This is a genomic window from Planktothrix tepida PCC 9214, assembly GCF_900009145.1.
GTDB lineage: Bacteria > Cyanobacteriota > Cyanobacteriia > Cyanobacteriales > Microcoleaceae > Planktothrix > Planktothrix tepida.
The window spans coordinates 1-17,947 of record NZ_LN889764.1; the positions used below are offsets into that span (position 1 = coordinate 1).

Genomic DNA, 17,947 nt, shown 5'->3' on the forward strand with positions numbered 1-17,947 from the left:
CTAATTGAGAAATAGTTTACAGTGGATCAAGGTTTCCAGGGTTTAGTTGTGCAAGTTATTTATTTTTCATTCCTAAGCCAATTCAATCACCAAAGCTGTATTATTTTAAATAGTTGGGAATTACCGAAGGATTCAATTGAATTAATGAGCAATAGTACAGCTATACATTATTTATTCTTGTCTGGTTTAGGAGATTCTGCCAGGGATTTGTTAAAATTTCAAGGATTATTGGATATTAAAAATTGGAATACTTTAATTGATTATTATGGAGGAAATCCTTACTTTTTAAATAGTATTTCTACAGTTATTAAAAATTTATTTGGCGGTAAAATTTCTGAATTTTTACGCTATGAAACTTTATTTCCAGGAGAAGATATAACGGAAAGTCTAACTCAACAGTTTAATCGATTATCGGAATTAGAGCAAAAAATTATTATTCATTTAGGACAAAACCCTAACGAAATTATGCTATCGGAGTTTCAATCTAATCTGAAACTATCTGCTTCTGATGTATTAAAAGCCTTAGCATCTTTAGGACAACGGTATTGGATTGAAAGATTAGAATTAGAAAATCAAATCTATTTTACCCTTCAACCGATGCTGAAACATTATATTCAAGCTATGCAGAAACCAGGTTTCTAAAAAAATCTTGATTCTATGCCAAAGTTGTTGTCAGAAACCCGGTTTCTAGGTAAAAAAATAAGGTGAGTTACAACTTGCGTAAACCCACCTTAAAATTAAACGTAAATGAGAGCTTAACCCTTCAATGCTTCTGCACCACCCACCACTTCCAGCAATTCCTGGGTAATGGAGGCTTGACGAGCTTTGTTGTAGGATAACGTCAGGGATTTAATTAACTCTCCAGCGTTTTCACTGGCGTTACTCATGGCGGTCATCCGAGCAGCTAACTCACTGGCGATGGATTCTTGCCAAGCGCGTAACAATTGGTTTGTTAAAAACAAAGGTAATAACGCATCCAAAATTTGGGCAGGATCTTGTTCAAAAATCATATCTCTCGGTAAATCCGCGAGATTATTTTTGACTTTCTCCCGTGTCACTTCAAATTGACCATTTTTTGTGGTCAAACGGAAGATTTCATCATCAGTTGGTTCTAATCCTTGAGGATCAAGCGGTAACAGAGTTTGAATTACTGGACGAGAAGCAATTAACGAAACAAATTTCGTATAAATTAACTCAATCCGATCCAATTCCCCAGATAAAAATAAAGCCAAAAGATTTTCCGCCGAATCCCGTACTCGGTCTATAGTGGGATTTTTTTCAGGGTTTTCCACCGTTGCGCGGATATCAACATCCCGTCTTTGGAAATATTGAATGGCTTTGCGTCCGACTAATAAATAGGTGCATTCAACGCCTTCAGCTTCCAACTCTTTTGCACGAGTTTCTGCCCGTTTGATCACGCTACTATTATAGGTTCCACATAAGCCACGATTACCCGAAATTACCAGTAATCCGACTTTTTTAACTTCCCGTTGTTTGAGGAGGGGCAAATCTGCTTCTTCAAATTTTAAACGGGATTGTAACCCATAAAGAATTCCGGCTAACCGATCAGCAAAGGGGCGAGAAGCTAAGACTTGTTCCTGGGCGCGACGCACTTTTGCAGAAGCCACCAGACGCATCGCTTCTGTAATTTTCTTGGTATTTTTAACCGAATCAATGCGATCGCGGATCGCTTTTAAATTTGACATAGTTTTGTCAGATTTGCAGTATTAAGTCAGTAGAGACGCGCTATGGCGCGTCTGTACAGGAGTCAGGCGTTTTAGGGGTCAGTTAACAGTTAACCGACGACACCCGACACCCGACACCCATTAAGCTGAAACTAAGAAAGTTTGTTTGAATTCTGTGATCGCTTCTTTCAACAGACCTTCAGCTTCATCGTCAAGGAGTTTTTTACCTTGAACGATTTCGACGTATTTGGGTTTGCTATTTTTCAGATAGTCCCGCAGTCCGGCGGCAAAGGAAACGATTTTTTCAACAGGGATCTCATCGAGATAACCGTTAATTCCGGCGTAAATCACGGCCACTTGTTCAAACAATTGCAGAGGAGAATTCTGAGGTTGTTTTAACAACTCTTGTAGCCGTTTGCCCCGTTCTAATTGGTTGCGGGTAGCTTGGTCTAAATCAGAGGCAAACTGAGAAAATGCTGCCAACTCAGCATACTGAGCTAATTCTAATTTAACTTTCCCGGCGACTTTCTTCATGGCTTTGGTTTGAGCCGCAGAACCCACGCGGGACACGGAAATCCCGGCATTCACCGCCGGACGTAAACCGGAGTTAAATAAGTCAGAGGATAAGAAGATCTGACCGTCGGTAATGGAAATCACGTTGGTCGGAATGTAAGCCGAAACGTCACCCGCTTGAGTTTCAATCACGGGTAAAGCCGTCATACTACCGCCGCCGAGTTCATCGTTGAGTTTGGCAGCCCGCTCTAATAAGCGAGAGTGGAGGTAGAACACATCCCCAGGATAAGCTTCCCGTCCGGGGGGACGACGCAGTAACAGGGACATTTGACGGTAGGCTTGAGCTTGTTTCGATAAGTCATCATAGATGACCAAGGTGTGCTTGCCTTTATACATAAAGTATTCCGCCAAAGTTGCCCCTGTATAAGGAGCAAGGTATTGCAGGGTGGCGGAGTCACTGGCGTTAGCTGCGACCACAATGGTATAATCCATTGCACCTTTTTCTTCCAAAACTCCCACAACTTGGGCAACGGTGGAGGCTTTTTGACCAATGGCAACGTAGACGCAGATCACGTCTTCGCCTTTTTGGTTAATGATGGTGTCAATGGCGATGGAGGTTTTTCCGGTTTGACGGTCGCCAATGATTAATTCCCGTTGACCCCGACCGATGGGAATCATGGAGTCAATAGCGGTAATCCCCGTTTGCATGGGTTCGCACACGGAACGACGGGCGATAATCCCAGGGGCGGGAGATTCTAATAAACGGCTATCGGTGGTTTTGACATCTCCTTTACCATCAATGGGACGGGCTAAGGCATCGACAACCCGGCCTAACATGGCATCCCCTACGGGGATCTGAGAAATTCTTCCGGTGGCGGTCACGGCAGATCCTTCTTGGATGTCCCGGCCTTCACCCATTAACACCGCACCGACGTTATCTTCTTCTAAGTTCAAAGCAATGCCGATGGTGCCTTCGGCAAACTCTAACAGTTCACCGGACATGACTTTATCTAAGCCATAAATCCGGGCAATTCCGTCACCGACTTGCAGAACAGTCCCGACGTTGGTTTCTTTAACGTCTTGGTCGTACTGTTCAATTTGCTGCTGAATAATGCTGCTAATTTCGTCAGGTCTGATCGCTACCATTGTTCTTGTCAGTAGTTAGGGGTTATGAGTTAAAACAGATCCCATCTTTATCATGACGGGTCATAACGATTATTGGGCCAATTTCATGCCAATGCGACGCAGTTGTCCGCGCAAACTGGCATCCACCACGCGAGATCCAACTTTGATAATCACACCGCCCAATAAATCCGGGTCAAGGGTGGTGGAAATTTCCACCGAGCGGGCATTGGTCATGGCTTTGACTTTTTCAGTCAAGGTATTTTGTTGAGCTTCGGTTAACGGATGGGCGGAGGTGATTTCTGCCAATACCGTTTGATTGAGTTTCCGCAGTAATACTAGATACTGTTGACCAATTCCCTGTAAGAATAAAATCCGTCCCCGATCCACTAACAGCATCAAGAAATTCCGTAATAAGGGATTAACTTGATCTCCTGTAATGCGTTGCAGAACGGCTTTTTTATCCTGGGGTTTAATCACAGGATTGTCTAAAAAGTTTTTTAATTCTGCGGAATTTTCCAGTAATTCGAGTAATGAGCGGATCTCATTGCCGAATTCTTCGGTTAAATTTCTCGATTGAGCCAAGGACATTAACGCCGAGGCGTAAGGCTCAACAATTTCTCCTGCGATCGCACTCATATTCAACCTCCCAGCAGCGTTAGACTCCGATCAATTAACCGTTCCTGAACAGTGTCGTCAAGCTGTTGTTTGAGTTGAGCTTCTGCCCGTTCAATGGCTTGAGTGGCAATCAGAGAACGCAGTTGAGAAATCACTCGTTCGCGATCTGAATCTAACTCAGCGCTTGCGTTTGCTTTCATGCGTTCTACCTCTTCGGCAGCTTTAGCTAGAATTGATTCTCTAACGGTTTTTGCCCGTTCTTCGGCTTCAGCTAAAATTCGTTGCGCGTCCGTTTGGGCGGCGGTTAATTTTTGCTGTTGTTCTGCTAGAGATGCTTCTGCTTGTTTTTGACGCTGTTCAGCTTCTTGAATCGCTTCTTCAATGGTGGAGCGTCTTTCATTTAGGATTTTTCCTAAAAAGCCTCGCCCAAAGTAAACCAGCACACCAATCAGAATGGCTAGGTTAATTAGGTTCGTCTCAAAAATATTGGTATTGAGACCGAATCCAGCTTCAGAGCTAGCTTCTGTGGCTAGTAATAAAACAGTCTCCATGATGTTCTTCTCATAAATGCGCGGCTTAAGGTTTAACTCCCTATAGGGGGCGTTATCATCTAGCCTGGGCTGTCTTCAATCCGAATTTTCCGCAGTTTCACAAGCTGAAAACAATCTTGTGATCAGCTTTAACGCATCCAAGATTATCTAACGAACTCAGCCCCTAATAATTTTTCTAAAATTTGGCGACTGAGAGGTTCAACTTGTTGCTCTAAAGCTTGCAGGGCTTGTTGTTTTTCCTGCTCAATTTCTTGAGCCGCTTTGTCTCTCAATTTTTGCGCTTCTTGTAATGCTTCTGCGACTTTTCCAGTAGCAATTTTCTGGGCTTCCGCTTGAGCATTTACAATCGTCGCTTGAGCTTTTTTGCGAGTTTCTGCTAACTCTAATTCGTATTGTTTGGCTAATTTTTCGGCTTTAGCCAGACGTTCTTTGGCGTTGACTTCGCGCTCGCGGATATAATCCGCCCGTTCATCAATTGCCTTTCCTAATGGTTTGTAGAAAACCTGGTTTAAAATTACTGCCAGAATTACGAACTGCACTGCCATTAAGGGCAAGGTGGCATCAAGATCAAACAGTCCTCCTTCTTTAGCAGCCTCTTCAACCGCAAATAAAATTGTCCAGTGCATTATTGTCCCTTGAAGAGTTGAATTGAAGATGGATTTTAGACCCAGAGTTTCAGATCACCTGAAACCTCAAATCTAAAATCCATGTTTGGATTACTGTTTAGGCGAAGGGGTTAGCAAACAGCAGTACCAGAGAAACGACCAGACCGTAAATCGTCAGTGCTTCCATGAAGGCCAAACTTAACAGTAAAGTCCCACGAATTTTACCTTCTGCTTCGGGTTGACGGGCAATCCCTTCCACTGCTTGACCAGCAGCAATCCCTTGACCAATTCCAGGGCCGATCGCGCCTAAACCAATAGCTAAAGCAGCAGCAACAACGGAAGCAGCAGCAATCAGTGGATTCATGATGATTTTCTTCCTTCTAAATACAAAACAGTTAACAAACAATCAATTAGACAAAATGTGAAATCAATCCCTATCAGCATTTATAAAACTAGGAGATTTGAAGAAAACAAATTTCTTCTTTGTCCCGTTACAAATGCCAGATTCGTTTAATGGATTGGAGTCCCCAAAACGTTATTTTACCAATAAAGGGGATCAAGTTTAACCCAACAGAACATTTTGAAAAAATCAAGGTCTAAGAAAAGAAATCTTAAAGGGTTTGTTGCTTTTCTTAGTCGTGATGTTCTGCACCATGTCCTTCTAGGGCTTCACCAATATAGTTCGCTGCCAGCGTCGCAAAAATTAGCGCTTGAATGGCACTCAAGAATAAACCTAAAACCATCAGGGGCAGAGGAATAAACAGAGGCACCAGGAATACCAACACGGCAACCACCAGTTCATCCGCCAAAATGTTACCAAACAAACGGAAACTCAGTGAGAGGGGTTTGGTAAAATCTTCAATCACCCGAAATATAGCGAGAAACGCCAGGGGTTGAGCGTAATCAGCAAAATAACCGACAAAGCCTTTTTTACTGATTCCGGCGTAGAAATACGCTAAAGACGTTAACAGGGCTAAAGCCACTGTGGTATTGATATCGCTGGTGGGGGCTGCTAATTCTCCTGAAGGCAGTTCGATCAGCTTCCAAGGAATTAAGGCACCTGACCAGTTAGAGGCAAAGATGAATAAGAACAGTGTTCCAATGAAGGGAACCCAAGGACGATATTCTTTTTCCCCGATTTGGTCTTTAGCAAGGTTGCGAATGAATTCTAGGGCGTACTCCATAAAATTCTGCATCCCATTGGGAATTCGCTGCACGTTGCTGCTGGCTAACACTGAGACAAGAATCAGCAAACCGATTACAAACCACGAAGTCAGAAAAATCTGACCATGCAATTTTAAACCGCCGACTTCCCAATAGAGGTGCTGGCCAACTTCCAAACTAGCAAGGGGAAGAGGATTGAAGATGTTTAAAACAGTCAGCATTTCCATTCAAGAGGCTTCCTCTACAGATTGAGGACTGGAGGATTCCGAAAACCACGTGACCTACTTTGGCTTCAAGGTGAACGTTGTCATGAGGACATAGGACAGGAGGGCGACTTTGTAGGTGAGAAATCCTAAGAAAATCGGTAAAATCTGGAGTTGATGCCATCGAGTGGCTAAAATCATAAAACCCGCTAGGATTAAAATCCGATTTTGGCCTAGTTTTTTCTTCTCTCTACCCAGTTTTTCCACATCCTGGCCGAGCATTCGCAAGTAGACTATGCCCACGCTCGCCCCGATTAAATAGTTGCAAGCAACTTCCAGGGAATAAAAACAGCAAACCGTAACAAAAATTACCCCCGTCGCGGCGAGTGTCATCAGCAGTAACTGACGTTGCAACTGATAATACTCCAGCATAGAAGGGTCGGGTTCTACAGAAAGCTTAGACCCGGATTCGACTGTTTCCTCTGCGTTTGTCATAGTTACTTGGACAAGTTCACCTATTTTGAGTTTAGTCACAACTGATTGAGCCGCTCCTAAAAGCGGGCAGTTCTAACTTTCCCCAAGTTCACGCACAGGCGCATAACACGCTCTGTAAGCCACAATGAATCATATCATGTTGTGGTAACAGAACTTAAAATAAATTTAATCACAGGAATTAATCAACAAGTAGGGTGCGTAAGCTCCGCGCACACACCCATAACAAACTTAATCCCCCAATGCAACTTGAATCTTCTGTTTAAGGGTAGTCACAACATCCTCAATGGCGATTTCTTGGGAGTTGTGAGTGGCTCGTTCTACCCATTCCACCTTACCGGATTTAATCGAACGTCCAGTGACAATGCGATAGGGGATGCCAATCAGATCTGCATCTTTGAATTTTACCCCGGCTCGTTCATCTCGATCATCTAATAATGTTTCAATTCCCGCTTGGTTTAATTCGGTATACAATTTTTCCGCTATTTCCACCTGTTGACCATCGGTAATATTGGGAATCACAATAATGGCTTGATACGGTGCGATCGCTACAGGCCAAATGATGCCATCTTTATCATAGGATTGTTCAACGGCCGATTGCGCTAACCGAGACACCCCAACTCCATAACATCCCATCACTAAGGGTAATTCTTCCCCCTGTTCATTGGTGAAAGTTGCCCCCATTGCTTGAGAATATTTAATCCCCAGTTGAAAAATATGACCGACTTCAATTCCTCTGGCACTGTGTAAAATTTGGTTCGGATCATGAACGGCGCGATCGCCTTTTTGAGCTTTTCTAATATCAACAATACGTTGAGATAAGGTAAATTCTTGACCCCAATTTGCCCCAACAACATGATATCCTGATTCATCCGCTCCGGTGACAAAATTCTTTAATTCAACGGCGGTTTGATCAACCATTCGCACAAATTTAGAGTAAACCCCTTCCTTCGTTTGAGAGCTAATATAATTATCTTCTAAATTCGGAGACATATAACCTAACGGTAACGTTTTTGCTGCCCATTTTTGTTGCGCTTCTTCATCAGGAACCGTTAACGATAATATGGTTTTTGCCCCAAATTCAGACGCTAATTTTGTTAATTCATTTTGCAATTTAACATCATTAACCTCCTGATCTCCCCGAATACTGACTAAAATTAAAATTGTTGTGCCATTATCATAAACGACTTGATACAGAACATTTTTAACAATTTGGGTCGGGGAACATTTCAAGAAATTGGCTAAGGTTTCAATGGTGTTTGTATTCGGGGTTTCTAACTTTTGATATTCAGTAAAATTAGAGGGTTCAGCATCAACCGGAAGGGACACAGCTTTTTCAGTGTTAGCCGCATATTTGCCATCTTCAGTATAGAGAACTTCATCTTCTCCCGCTTCTGCTAAGACCATAAATTCTTGGGAACCTGACCCCCCAATGGCTCCAGAATCAGCTTCTACAGCCCGATATTGTAACCCACAACGACGCAACATATTGCGATAGGCTTGATCCATATCTCGATAGGTTTTCTTTAAACTTTCCTCATCGCTATGGAAAGAATAGCCATCTTTCATAATAAATTCTCGTCCTCGCATTAACCCAAACCGAGGGCGAATTTCATCTCTAAATTTGGTTTGAATTTGATATAAATGTAAGGGTAGTTGTTGATGGGAACGGATCATATCTTTAGCAATAGTTGTGATCACTTCCTCATGGGTTGGCCCTAAGGCTAATTCCCGTTTGCGACGGTCAGTGAGGGAAAACATAATTCCCTCGGCTTTAGTATAAGTATCCCAGCGTCCTGACTCCCGCCAAAGTTCTGAAGGTTGGACTTGGGGAAGCAAACATTCTTGGGCTCCGGTGGCGTTCATTTCTTCTCGAACAATTTGAGAGACTTTTTGCAAAACGCGCCACATGAAGGGAAGATAAGCATAAATTCCACTTCCGATGCGTCGGATATATCCAGCACGGACTAATAGTTTATGACTGGGAATTTCTGCTTCTTTGGGATCTTCCCGCAGAGTGACAAATAGCATTTGAGACAGTCGCATCGTTTGGTTTCCTAAAATTAAAGACTAATTTATTATTATTGCAGAATTGTGTTCAATTTAACTCTAAAAAATAAAGATCAATCCCCGTAGGGGGCGAGGTTTCATCGCCTCTCATCTGATTTAAGTTTAAATTGTTATTTTTTTAAGAAGATTTTTGATTAAATTATTTTTTGATTTTACTAGATTCATTGATTTTAGGAGGAAACACTTGAGATAAATCTAAGGTTAAATCGGGAAAACAAGGTAAAGCTACAGACTCGTTAGGTAAATAAATTGATTTATTACGATAACCAAAGTCTCCTTGTAATTTTTGATACGGTTCCCGATAACATTCTAAACACAAATATTTTAAATAACAATAGGATTTATATTCATTATAATGCAGTGCGAGCGTCCTCGCTCGCTAATCCCAATAAAAACTCCCTAAGTCAATACAAACCCCCCTAAGCTGTTACGCATTTAAACTTGATCATCTAGCGAGCCAGGAGGCTCGCAATGAGGAATTTAAAAATATTAATTAAAAGACTTCCGCACCTTCAAACTGTTTAATATTTTGCAGTTTAGCAGACTCTCCACAGGTGCGAGGGGTGGGTAACATTTTACCTGGGTTCGCTAAACCTTTAGGGTTAAAAACTTCTCTCACCCATTGCATTGTTTCTAAATCAATTTCGTTAAACATTTGGGGCATATAGCATTTTTTGTCCGCACCAATACCATGTTCACCGGATAAGCTTCCGCCTACTTCAACACAGATTTTTAGAATTTCTCCGCCAATTTCTTCAACGGTTTCTAATGCGCCTGGAACGGAGTTATCATATAAAATTAAAGGATGTAAGTTTCCATCTCCCGCATGAAACACGTTAGCAATGGGATAACCATATTTTTCACTTAACGCTTCAATTTCTTTCAAAACATAAGCCATTTTTGTCCGAGGGATAACACCATCTTGGACATAATAATCAGGGCTGACATGACCTGCGGCTGCAAATGCTGCTTTGCGCCCTTTCCAAATTTTTAATCGATCTTCGGGGTTACTGGCTGTAGTAATATTTCTCGCCCCATTGTTTTTACAAATTTCCGCAACTCGTTGTTTATTCGTATCTACTTCCACTTGTAAGCCATCTAATTCAACGAGTAAAATTGATCCGGCATCACGGGGATACAAACCAATTTTTACGACATCTTCAACGGCATTAATACTGAGATTATCCATAATTTCCATTCCCCCTGGAATCATCCCCGAACTAATAATATCAGAAACCGCAGAACCAGCCGCTTCTAAATTGGTAAAATCCGCTAATAAAACACAAATTGATTCCGGTGCTTTCAGAATTCTTAAGGTGATTTCCGTAGCGATACCTAATGTTCCTTCTGAACCGACAAATAATCCTGTTAAATCATATCCCGGCATTTCGGGAATATCGCCCCCAATATCGACAATAGAGCCATCAGGAGTGACAATTTTTAAACCTAGAATATGATTGGTTGTTACTCCATATTTCAAACAATGAACGCCACCAGAATTTTCGGCAACATTTCCCCCAATAGAACAAATAATTTGGCTAGAAGGATCAGGCGCATAATAAAATCCAGCCCCACTAACAGCTTGTGTCACCCAATTATTAATAACGCCGGGTTGTACTACAACTCGTTGATTTTCTAAGTCAATATGCAGGATTTTTCGCATTAAAGCAGTGACAATTAACACGCAATCTTCAACAGGTAAAGCACCCCCTGAAAGTCCTGTTCCTGCACCTCTGGCGACCCAAGGAATTGAATTTTTATCGCAAATTTTAATAACTTCTGCTATTTCTTCTGTGGTTTTAGGAAGTACCACTAAAGCGGGACGTTGACGATAGCTGGTCAGTCCATCACATTCATAAACCAGTAATTCTTCACGACGTTGAATCACCCCTTTTTGACCAACAATGGCTACAAATTCTTGAATTAGAGGTTTCCAGTTTCGGGTTGGTTGTGATTTTTGAGCCAGCATAGGAATAACGATGAGAAGAACTTAGGATTTTTTATATTATATCGCTTTTATCCTAATTATTAACCTCCATATCTTTCATTTGAGTTGGCAGATCAATGATGAATTCACATCCTTCTTCTTGGCTAGAGTTAAAACTGAGTTTTCCTTGATGTTTTTGGACAATAATTTCATAGCAGGTGGTTAAGCCTAAGCCAATTCCTTGACCTACAGGTTTTGTTGTAAAAAAGGGATTAAATAATTGAGATTTGACTTCCTCTGATATTCCCATGCCATTATCTTTAATCCGAATTCTGACTTCATTAGGATTAATGGATTCTGTGATAATCCAAATCGTAGGGGGCAGATTGGATGACGTTTTTGCTCCTATTCCTAATTCCAAAGCATCAATAGAATTTGTTAATAAATTCAAAAAAACTTGATTAATTTGGCTGGCGTAACAGGTAACACGGGGTAAATTATCATAGGATTTAATAATTTCAATTTCAGCCCGTTGTCCCTCAGCACGCAGCCGATATTGGAGAAGTAATAATGTACTGTCTAGCCCTTGATGTAAATCTACCGGTTTAATATCGGATTCTCCCAACCGAGAAAAAATTCTTAAGGCGAGGATAATTCTTCTAATTCGTTCTGTTCCTCTTTGCATCGATCCCAAAATATTTTGGAGATCATTAATCATAAACTCTAAATCAAATTCCTGTAAAAAAGATTGAATAGCTTTACTGGGTTGAGGATATTCGTTTTGATATAAATAAATTAATTTTAATAAATCTTGAATATATTGTTGAGTCGGAACTAAATTTCCTGAAATAAAACTAATGGGATTATTAATTTCGTGAGCAATTCCAGCCACAAGCTGTCCTAAACTCACCATTTTTTCCTTTTGAATCAGTTGAGCTTGAGTGGATTTTAATTCTTTGACGGTTAATTGAAGTTGAGAATTTTGTTGTTTCAGTTGACTTTGTAACTTTTGAATTGTAAGTTGATTTTGAATCCGAATTAAAACTTCTTCAAATTGGAAGGGTTTAGTAATGTAGTCTACACCTCCAACTTGAAATGCTTTGACTTTATCTAAAACATCATCTAAAGCACTGAGGAAAATGATCGGAATATTTTGGGTACGTTCATCTTTTTTGAGTTGTTCACAGACTTGATAACCATTCATTTCCGGTAAATTAATATCCAATAAAATCAAATCTGGAATGATAGTTTTTACGGCAGTTAAAGCCATTTGACCGTTAATCGCTTTACGAACATTATATCCTTGGTCTACCAACATTTGGGATAAAAACCGCAAATTAGCAGGAGTATCATCAACAACAAGAATATCGGCTTTGGGTTGATTGTTTAAAGTATGGTTCATAATTGGAAATAATCAGCCATTTCTATTCTAATAAAAAGTTGAGTAGAACAGATCCTCATGGGTTAGGAACATTACTGGAATGTTAAAAAGCACATTGGGTTAATTATACTAATTTTTTTACCAGTGTGGGCAAGATTGAATCAAATTAGTGGCTATTTTACTATTAACAGGTTTAGAAAAAAAATATCCCTGACCTGCATTACAGTTCAATTTTCGTAATTGAGCCAATTGTTGTGCGGTTTCTATACCTTCTGCAATAACATTCATTCCCAAGGTTTTGACTAAACTAATAATGACAGGAACTAAGCCCAAATTTTGAGGATCATCGTTAATAGGACTAATAAAAGAACGATCAATTTTGAGAATATTGACAGGGAAAGAATGAAGATAACTCAGAGATGAATAACCTGTCCCAAAATCGTCGATACTTAAATTTATTCGTCGTTCTTTTAACTGTTTTAATATCTCGGAAGCATTTTCAGGGTGATCTAAAATCGCACTTTCTGTAATTTCTAGGTTTAAATATTGAGGTTCAAGTTGGCTTTCCTCTAAAATCTGATCAATTTGTTGAATTAAATTGTGTTGAGCAAATTGTAAAGCCGATAAATTCACACTCACGGTTAAGGGATAATCCGTTAATTTTTCTTTTTTCCAGGTGGAAACTTGATGGCAAGATTCTCGTAATACCCATTCCCCAAGGCGAGAAATTAAACCCGTTTCTTCCGCAATGGGAATAAACAAACCCGGAGAAATTAAACCTTGGGTTGGATGATACCAACGCACTAAGGCTTCAAACCCAATAATAATTCCTGAATCTAAGGAAATAATTGGTTGATAGTGAACGCTAAATTCTTGATTAGTAAGAGCTTTTCTAAGGTCGGTTTCTAATTGTAAGCGTTGCAGAACTGCTTTATACATTTCTGGCTCAAAAAGTTGATATCGACCTTTTCCTAATGCTTTCGCTTCATAAAGGGCTGTATCCGCATCTCGCAATAAATCTTCGGGTTTTTGATAACTGGTATTAGAAACAGCGATCCCTATACTCAAATTAATAAAAATAGTTCTAATTCCTAGGGTAAAAGGATGGGAAAATGAGTCTAAAATTTGGCGGGCGACTTGTTGCGGGTTACGAGAGTTGAGCGGATTTAATAAAATGACAAATTCATCTCCTCCTAAACGGGCAATTAAGTCCGGTGGATCAATAAAACTTTGTAACCGTTCAGCGATCGCAATCAACAACTCATCCCCGGCAAAATGACCTAAAGAATCATTGATTACTTTGAAGCGATCGCAGTCTAAACATAAAATAGCATACTGCTGATCTGGGGACTCTTGACTTTGTTGAAAGGCTTGTTTTAATTGTTCCATAAACGCCCCTCGGTTCCATAACCCAGTTAAAGGATCATGAAGCACAATTTTTAAGAGTTGATCATTGGCTTGTTCAAGCTGTAATGTTCTTTGTTTCACCCGTTCTTCTAGTTGAAAATTTAGGTGAATCAGTTGACTTTGAATTTGATTTAATTCTAAATGATGCTCAACTCGGACGATGACTTCTTGATATTGAAAGGGTTTAGTAATAAAGTCTACCCCTCCCATTTTAAAAGCTTTAATTTTATCATTCACATGAGATAATCCACTCATGAAGATAATAGGGATATTAGAGGTGAGTACATAAGATTTTAAATAATTACACACTTCATAACCATCCATTTCCGACATCATAATGTCAAGTAAAATCAAATCAAGGGAATGATTCATCGCGATGGAAATAGCACTTGGCCCATCATTGGCGATGTAAACACAGTATCCTTTACTTTCTAAAATTGAAGATAAAAAAATTAAGTTGTCTAGGGTATCATCCACCACTAGAATCTTTTGATTTTCACCCGAACTTAAGACATTATTCATAAATAATAGACTACTAAAATGAACTTTATAAAGGACAATTTAAACTGAGAGACAATAGCTCTATAACATTTTTATTCCCGATGTACAATCCTTCTGATGGCTGTTTTTTATTTAGCAAATTCAGACATTCCCTCCCAATATTCATCAGTCAAAGACTTATGATTCTATTGATCTTAATCAATTTTCTCGATTGAGAAATAGCTGAAAAACAAGAAAATATTAAAACAAGGATAATAAAAATTTTAATATTAAGGGTTAAGCTGATCATATAACTTAACCTGAATCAGTGGAAGTCGGACAAGTCTGATTTCAATTTTAAACTTGATTCGGGAAGATTTGGATGGATACAAATCCCATCCCCCATAGATTAAGGTACAAATCTCAACAACAAGTTTTGAGATTCGCTGGGGTGTCAGGCGTGGGGATATGAGGGGGTTAGGAAATCTAAAAGGATTCAATTTAGATACAGAACCGCTTTAACAATTTACTACATTTACATTAACTGTTATTTTTGGTATAATTTGTCCATCCTATCTCCTAAGTTCTGTCAATATGTAATATCAGCTTGTACTATTTTTTGTTAAAAGATTAATAGTTTAAGACCCAAGGCACTAAAAAATCACTCCTCATCCTCCCAAAGCCTGTATTCCTTTATACTTATAATAAGGCTTTAAAGTAAAGTCTGCCAGCTTCTTCTAATATTTACTCAATGATAATCGACGATGTGATTCTAGTCTTGAACGCCATACTTCCTAAGCCTTTGACGCGACTTCAAGAGCTAATTTTGCGACAAGCGTGGGAAGGTAAAACCTACACGACCATTGCTCAGGAAGCTTACTATGGCCCTGAGCGAGTTAGAAAAGTTGCAGCAGACTTGTGGATTTTACTGAGTCAGGTTTTGAATGAGTCTATCAATAAAAGCAACTTTCGCAAAATACTAGAATCCCGTGAACTCACCCTCGCTCAACAGCAATTAATCTGGCAAACATCTTCCCAACCTAGCCTCAACCGAAAAATCCCCCTGGAATTTCCTGATGGCCCTTTATCCTTAAGCTCTCGCTTCTATATTTCCCGTCCTCCCATTGAAGAACTCGCTTTTACAGAAATTATGGAACCGGGTTCTGTGCTGCGGATTAAAGCTCCTCAAAAAATGGGAAAAAGCTCATTATTATTAAGAATAATAGCTTATGCAAATGAACTTAATTATCGAAGTGTTACTTTAGATTTTAATCAGGCAGAAGAAAGTTTATTTATCGACTTAAATAAATTCTTGCGTTGGTTTTGTGCCAATGTCGGTCACGCTTTAGATTTAGAATCCCAATTAGAAAACTATTGGGATGAAGACATTGGGAGTAAAGTTAGTTGTACCATTTATTTTCAAAATTATATTCTCGAACGAATTCAAGAACCAATCGTATTAGTATTAAATGAAGTCAATCGAATTTTTGAATATCCTGAACTGGCTAAAGAATTTTTTCCGATGTTGCGAGTTTGGTATGAAGAAGCGCGTAAAATAGAAATCTGGCAAAAACTTCGCTTAATTGTTGCCTATTCCACAGAAATTTATGTACCCCTTAACTTAAATCAGTCTCCCTTTAATATTGGATTACCGTTAAGCTTACCTTACTTGACTCACGAACAAATCAAAGAACTAGCAGAATGTTATCAATTAGACTGGGCAGGTGATTCAGAAATTCAACAGTTAATGGCCATGGTGGGAGGACATCCGTATTTAGTCCAGTTAGCGATGTATCATCTAGTCTCTGTATCGAGTGCAGCATTTTGTAATATTTATACATCCATATCCCAACTGGGACTGGAGTGCCCTTTAACACCCAAAGCCCAACTGCAAGAACTCCTGCAACAAGCGCCCACAAACGCGGGAATTTATAAAAATCATTTGCGTCGTCTGTTGTTTTCTTTGAATCAATATCCTCAACTGAAAGCCGCTTTTCAACAGGTGATTAAGACGGGAGATTCAGGTAAAATTGACTCGACTTTAGCTTATAAATTAGACAGTATGGGTTTAATTACATTTAATGGTGATCAGCTTGAACCCAGTTGTGAACTCTATCGCCGTTATTTCCAAGAAGAATTACAGTAGTTGACTGTTCCCTTATTCCCTGTTCCCTGTTCCCTTATTCCCTGTTCCCTGTTCCCTACTCTTAATAAAAAGCCACCCCTAGGGTGGCTATAAAAAACTCAAATGAGTCAAAACAATTAACAGTCGTAATAAAGTGCAAACTCGTAGGGAGTAGGACGTAACCGGGTGGGGTTAACTTCGTTATCGAGTTTGTAGGAAATCCAGTTAGCAATAAAGTCTTCGGTGAACACACCCGGTTCTGTTAAAAAGGCGTGATCTTGCTCTAAGGCTTCCAACGCTAATTCCAAAGAACCAGGGGTTGAAGGAATTTTCCGCAGTTCTTCAGGACTGAGATCGTAGATATCCACATCCAAAGGTTCACCCGGATCAATTTGGTTTTTAATCCCATCAAGTCCAGCACAGAGCATCGCTGCAAACGCCATATAGGGGTTAGCCGTCGCATCAGGACACCGGAACTCTAAACGCTTGGCTTTGGGGTTGTTTCCAGCCAGAGGAATCCGCACCGAAGCTGAACGGTTACCTTGGGAGTAAGCCAAGTTCACCGGAGCTTCATATCCAGGAACTAAGCGTTTGTAGGAATTAGTGCTGGGGTTGGTTAAGGCCAACAACGCCGGAGCGTGTTTGAGAATACCGCCGATGTACCACAGCCCCATGTCGCTGAAGCCCGCATATTTATCCCCAGCAAACAAAGGTTGACCATCTTTCCAGATGGATTGGTGAGTGTGCATCCCAGAACCGTTATCTGCAAAAATCGGTTTGGGCATGAAGGTGATGGTTCTGCCGTATTTTTTACCGACATTTTTGATCACATATTTGTAGATCATCAAATTATCGGCGGCTTCAATCAAGGTTCCGAATTTGAAACCGAGTTCACACTGTCCACCTGTGGCCACTTCATGGTGATGTTTTTCAATGGGAACGCCACATTTGGCCATGGTTAACAACATTTCAGTACGGATATCTTGGAAAGTATCCGTTGGCGCAACGGGGAAATACCCTTCTTTGTAGCCCGGTTTGTAGGCTAAGTTTCCACCAGGTTCTTCCCTTCCTGAATTCCAACGACCTTCAACAGAATCGACATAGTAATAGCCACAATGTTGTGTTTGATCGTAGCGAACATCATCAAAAATGAAAAATTCCGCTTCCGGGCCAAAGAATGCCGTATCCCCAATTCCCGTCGAAATTAAATAATCAACGGCTTTTTGGGCAATGACACGGGGACAACGATTGTAGGGTTCTCCAGTGCGGGGTTCTTGAATACTACAAATGATGCTGAGAGTCGGTTCTGCCATGAAGGGATCGATCCAAGCAGTTTTTGGATCTAACACCATTGACATATCGGATTCATTAATGGCTTTCCAACCTCGGATGCTGGAACCATCAAACGGTACACCATCTGTAAAGGAGGATTCATCGATTTGGCTGTTGTGTACCGTTAGATGCTGCCAGGTTCCCAGCATATCCACGAATTTCAGGTCAATCATTTGAATCCCTTGGTCTTCGATCATCGATAAGACCTCTTGGGCAGTCTCAGGCATGAATGAATATCTCCTCAAAAATCTTGATTATCTCTGAAAGCCTTG

At 40.3% G+C, this 17,947-nt stretch carries 16 protein-coding genes; 2 read left to right on the plus strand and 14 right to left on the minus strand.

Features of this window, described 5'->3' with window-relative positions:
* Positions 1-144: 144 nt before the first annotated feature.
* Positions 145-642 (plus strand): hypothetical protein, encoded by a 498-nt coding sequence (locus PL9214_RS01210; protein ID WP_139294929.1) that lies wholly within the window; start codon positions 145-147, stop codon positions 640-642.
* Between the two features lie 113 nt (positions 643-755).
* Here PL9214_RS01210 and PL9214_RS01215 read toward each other — a convergent pair whose 3' ends face one another.
* From PL9214_RS01215 to PL9214_RS01275, 13 genes are all read right to left on the minus strand, one after another.
* Complete coding sequence (locus PL9214_RS01215; RefSeq protein ID WP_072717038.1) at positions 756-1,706, minus strand: F0F1 ATP synthase subunit gamma; 951 nt, start codon at positions 1,704-1,706, stop codon at positions 756-758.
* A gap of 120 nt (positions 1,707-1,826) precedes the next feature.
* Entirely contained in the window at positions 1,827-3,344 is a 1,518-nt protein-coding gene (atpA, locus tag PL9214_RS01220) for a F0F1 ATP synthase subunit alpha (protein ID WP_072717039.1), read from the minus strand.
* Positions 3,345-3,413: 69 nt separating this feature from the next.
* Complete coding sequence (gene atpH / locus PL9214_RS01225; protein ID WP_072717040.1) at positions 3,414-3,959, minus strand: ATP synthase F1 subunit delta; 546 nt, start codon at positions 3,957-3,959, stop codon at positions 3,414-3,416.
* Positions 3,960-3,961: 2 nt separating this feature from the next.
* Entirely contained in the window at positions 3,962-4,489 is a 528-nt protein-coding gene (locus PL9214_RS01230) for a F0F1 ATP synthase subunit B (protein WP_072717041.1), read from the minus strand.
* A gap of 143 nt (positions 4,490-4,632) precedes the next feature.
* Positions 4,633-5,118: a F0F1 ATP synthase subunit B' gene (locus PL9214_RS01235; RefSeq protein ID WP_072717042.1), complete on the minus strand. Its 486-nt coding sequence runs from the start codon at positions 5,116-5,118 to the stop codon at positions 4,633-4,635.
* A 94-nt stretch (positions 5,119-5,212) separates the two neighbouring features.
* Positions 5,213-5,458 (minus strand): ATP synthase F0 subunit C, encoded by a 246-nt coding sequence (atpE, locus tag PL9214_RS01240; protein ID WP_026786419.1) that lies wholly within the window; start codon positions 5,456-5,458, stop codon positions 5,213-5,215.
* A 268-nt stretch (positions 5,459-5,726) separates the two neighbouring features.
* On the minus strand, positions 5,727-6,485 hold the full coding sequence (gene atpB / locus PL9214_RS01245) for a F0F1 ATP synthase subunit A (RefSeq protein WP_072717043.1): 759 nt from the start codon (positions 6,483-6,485) through the stop codon (positions 5,727-5,729).
* 54 nt (positions 6,486-6,539) lie between these two features.
* On the minus strand, positions 6,540-6,956 hold the full coding sequence (locus PL9214_RS01250; protein WP_072717285.1) for an ATP synthase subunit I: 417 nt from the start codon (positions 6,954-6,956) through the stop codon (positions 6,540-6,542).
* Positions 6,957-7,184: 228 nt separating this feature from the next.
* Positions 7,185-8,999 (minus strand): proline--tRNA ligase, encoded by a 1,815-nt coding sequence (proS, locus tag PL9214_RS01255; protein ID WP_072717044.1) that lies wholly within the window; start codon positions 8,997-8,999, stop codon positions 7,185-7,187.
* A gap of 163 nt (positions 9,000-9,162) precedes the next feature.
* Positions 9,163-9,342: a hypothetical protein gene (locus PL9214_RS01260; protein ID WP_072717045.1), complete on the minus strand. Its 180-nt coding sequence runs from the start codon at positions 9,340-9,342 to the stop codon at positions 9,163-9,165.
* 174 nt (positions 9,343-9,516) lie between these two features.
* Positions 9,517-10,992: a glycolate oxidase subunit GlcD gene (gene glcD, locus PL9214_RS01265; protein WP_072717046.1), complete on the minus strand. Its 1,476-nt coding sequence runs from the start codon at positions 10,990-10,992 to the stop codon at positions 9,517-9,519.
* A 52-nt stretch (positions 10,993-11,044) separates the two neighbouring features.
* Positions 11,045-12,352 carry a sensor histidine kinase gene (locus PL9214_RS01270; RefSeq protein WP_072717047.1) on the minus strand — a complete coding sequence of 436 codons (1,308 nt, stop codon included), beginning with the start codon at positions 12,350-12,352 and terminating at the stop codon, positions 11,045-11,047.
* A 117-nt stretch (positions 12,353-12,469) separates the two neighbouring features.
* Positions 12,470-14,260, minus strand: a complete 1,791-nt coding sequence (locus tag PL9214_RS01275) for an EAL domain-containing response regulator (protein ID WP_072717048.1) — start codon at positions 14,258-14,260, stop codon at positions 12,470-12,472.
* A gap of 709 nt (positions 14,261-14,969) precedes the next feature.
* Between PL9214_RS01275 and PL9214_RS01280 the strand changes: the two genes are divergently transcribed.
* Entirely contained in the window at positions 14,970-16,364 is a 1,395-nt protein-coding gene (locus PL9214_RS01280) for an AAA-like domain-containing protein (protein ID WP_072717049.1), read from the plus strand.
* 116 nt (positions 16,365-16,480) lie between these two features.
* On the opposite strand, the gene glnA is transcribed toward PL9214_RS01280, so the two are convergent.
* On the minus strand, positions 16,481-17,902 hold the full coding sequence (gene glnA / locus PL9214_RS01285; protein ID WP_072717050.1) for a type I glutamate--ammonia ligase: 1,422 nt from the start codon (positions 17,900-17,902) through the stop codon (positions 16,481-16,483).
* Positions 17,903-17,947 lie beyond the last annotated feature (45 nt).

What these genes read in the sequence shown, in the direction of transcription:
- proS (WP_072717044.1), bottom strand. Translation starts at nt 8,999, where the DNA reads ATGCGACTGTCTCAAATGCTATTTGTCACTCTGCGGGAAGATCCCAAA.
- glcD (WP_072717046.1), bottom strand. Translation starts at nt 10,992, where the DNA reads ATGCTGGCTCAAAAATCACAACCAACCCGAAACTGGAAACCTCTAATT.
- PL9214_RS01275 (WP_072717048.1), bottom strand. Translation starts at nt 14,260, where the DNA reads ATGAATAATGTCTTAAGTTCGGGTGAAAATCAAAAGATTCTAGTGGTG.
- atpE (WP_026786419.1), bottom strand. Translation starts at nt 5,458, where the DNA reads ATGAATCCACTGATTGCTGCTGCTTCCGTTGTTGCTGCTGCTTTAGCT.
- PL9214_RS01210 (WP_139294929.1), top strand. Translation starts at nt 145, where the DNA reads ATGAGCAATAGTACAGCTATACATTATTTATTCTTGTCTGGTTTAGGA.
- glnA (WP_072717050.1), bottom strand. Translation starts at nt 17,902, where the DNA reads ATGCCTGAGACTGCCCAAGAGGTCTTATCGATGATCGAAGACCAAGGG.
- PL9214_RS01280 (WP_072717049.1), top strand. Translation starts at nt 14,970, where the DNA reads ATGATAATCGACGATGTGATTCTAGTCTTGAACGCCATACTTCCTAAG.
- atpH (WP_072717040.1), bottom strand. Translation starts at nt 3,959, where the DNA reads ATGAGTGCGATCGCAGGAGAAATTGTTGAGCCTTACGCCTCGGCGTTA.
- PL9214_RS01230 (WP_072717041.1), bottom strand. Translation starts at nt 4,489, where the DNA reads ATGGAGACTGTTTTATTACTAGCCACAGAAGCTAGCTCTGAAGCTGGA.
- PL9214_RS01215 (WP_072717038.1), bottom strand. Translation starts at nt 1,706, where the DNA reads ATGTCAAATTTAAAAGCGATCCGCGATCGCATTGATTCGGTTAAAAAT.
- atpB (WP_072717043.1), bottom strand. Translation starts at nt 6,485, where the DNA reads ATGGAAATGCTGACTGTTTTAAACATCTTCAATCCTCTTCCCCTTGCT.
- PL9214_RS01270 (WP_072717047.1), bottom strand. Translation starts at nt 12,352, where the DNA reads ATGAACCATACTTTAAACAATCAACCCAAAGCCGATATTCTTGTTGTT.
- atpA (WP_072717039.1), bottom strand. Translation starts at nt 3,344, where the DNA reads ATGGTAGCGATCAGACCTGACGAAATTAGCAGCATTATTCAGCAGCAA.
- PL9214_RS01250 (WP_072717285.1), bottom strand. Translation starts at nt 6,956, where the DNA reads ATGACAAACGCAGAGGAAACAGTCGAATCCGGGTCTAAGCTTTCTGTA.